The organism is Blautia sp. BCRC 81119 (genome assembly GCF_003184505.1).
Lineage (GTDB): Bacteria > Bacillota > Clostridia > Lachnospirales > Lachnospiraceae > Blautia_A > Blautia_A fusiformis.
Genome location: NZ_QJHD01000056.1, coordinates 1 through 1,702 on the forward strand (window position 1 = coordinate 1; position 1,702 = coordinate 1,702).

At 41.0% G+C, this 1,702-nt stretch carries 1 protein-coding gene; it reads left to right on the plus strand.

What is annotated here, in order from left to right; translation table 11 throughout:
• The coding region (locus tag DMI82_RS19430; protein WP_146207192.1) for a CAP domain-containing protein at positions 1-626 on the plus strand (626 nt) is incomplete at its 5' end.
• Positions 627-1,702 lie beyond the last annotated feature (1,076 nt).

Here is a 1,702-nt window from a genome sequence, read left to right on the forward strand (position 1 = left end):
ATACAAACCAGGTAAGAATAAAACATGGCTCAGCACCGGTTGTAGAAAATGAGGCGCTTGACAGAGGCGCTGCGGTGAGGGCGAAGGAGATTTATACGAAGTTTAGTCATGAAAGGCCAAATGGCGAAGATTCAAGTACAGCTTATTATGAAGCAGGGGCTGGCAATATAGAAGGTGAAAATATTGCTTCTACACTGTCTGGAGCGAAACGTGCTGTGGACTTATGGGAGCATAGTTCTGGACATCTTGTTGCGTTAATTGATAAAGATGCAACGCATATTGGTGTCGGATACTATAGAGGTTACTACGTTCAGCAATTTGCCAAAAATCCCGATGAAAAATATACGCTTACCGTTTATGGCAATGGAGGGGTATTCCCGAGCAAAGGCGGCGTGGAGAAATTCGAAATAAGTGTTCCGGCCAGGGCAGATGTCAAACTGTCAACCATTGACATCCCGGAAAAAGAAGGCTGCAGTTTCATAGGCTGGACGGAATTTCACGAAAATCCATATTTTGAAGGCGGCTTGAGAGATTTAGATGACATTAAAAACGGAGGCGCGGTCCATATTTTTGAAAATAGAAAGATAAAAGCCAATTGGTCGGATTCTTCCGATTCTTCAAATTAAACGATACAATTTAAGCTCTTCCAACCGGAAAGGTTGGGAGAGCTTTTTTTTGAAATCTTTTTTTTGTTTCTTTTTTTGTTCTTATTTTTAACGCTTCTTTCCTTTACAACAGCAAATTATCGATGGACAGGGAAAACGGCGGCCAGGCTTATTGTCAGGGAAGGGGTGCTGCAAGCAGCCCGACCCGAACGGTCATGTTGTTCGTCGGTTCGGAGGTTGCTGGGTATGTACGGGGAATCGGAAATTCTATCCACGTTCTGCACTCCGGCTCCGACTTCGTCGTCGTTTGTCAGCCCTTACGGGCCTGGGTTCTCACCGAATCATTTTTTAATATAGTTTATTTATCACAACCTCTATTTTAGGCAAACACATTGTGTAAAAGCATATTATATGCTATATTGTATGTGAGAAAGTCAGAATAGTAGGCGGCTGCCTTCTCCTGAAGATTTTATCTAAGGAACAAAGGAGGCGATTAGAATGAAAGCTACAGTATTGCTCTTGTATTTACTGTATGACTGCGTGAAGTTTCTTTACAAAGTCGGAGTTGAGACAGACAAAAAAAAGCCGCCAACTACTCCCAATAGTTGACGACATCTTTAGTATTGCATAATTTGAAAATATAAACTAAGAAGGTAGCCCCTATTTCTGGCTTTCCTGTCTCGCTTCATATTATGATTATAGCATTTTGTTTAGCATAATACAATATGTATATGTTTTATTGCAGACAAAAATAAATGGTCGCTATTTACTTTTGGTGAACCTGCAACGAAATATCGACATAACGGAAAGGTTCAATCGTGTCACAAAAGGTTCAATCGTGTCACATATAAAGACATTATTTTAGATAAAATCGAAACACGAACCAAACACGAGGGTACATGCTGTTATGACATCAGACATAACGGAAAAACTCAAAACGGTATTCAGAAAGAACGGACCACAATTAATACGTCAAAAAGTGAACTACTCGGCAATTAAATTACCGAGCATCTGATGTGCGGAGCCTGGGCCCCGTAGATTCAGGGTGGGTCCATACCACCACTACTGTTTTTTACGCAGCTACCTTTAAAACATAA